Annotated in this window: 1 protein-coding gene; it reads left to right on the top strand. The window is 45.7% G+C overall.

Annotated elements, in window-relative coordinates; genetic code table 11:
* On the top strand, positions 1-326 hold a 326-nt coding region (locus tag ACNFN4_RS22280), incomplete at both ends, for an AMP-binding protein (protein ID WP_448200495.1).

The following is a 326-nucleotide window of genomic DNA, read 5'->3' as shown; positions in this document are numbered from 1 at the left end:
ATCTAGGATGCTGTGACTATATCTATTCCAGCGAAAAAGATAAGGGTTTAAGTGTAGGAATCGGGCGTCCCATTGCCAATATGCAGCTCTATATACTGAATGAGATGGAGTTATGTGGTATTGGCATTCCTGGTGAGCTATGCATCGCCGGAGACGGAGTAGCCAAGGGATATCTAAACCAGCCTGAATTAACAGCGCAGAAGTTTATCGACAATCCATATGGCGAAGGGAAGTTATACCGCTCTGGAGATTTGGCGAGATGGCTGCCTAACGGGGAGATCGAATACCTGGGAAGAATAGATGAACAGGTTAAAATCCGAGGATAC

Source organism: Bacillus sp. N1(2025) (assembly GCF_053470005.1).
Note: the sequence above shows the minus strand (reverse complement) of the source record. Positions and strands in the feature narration are given on the sequence as shown.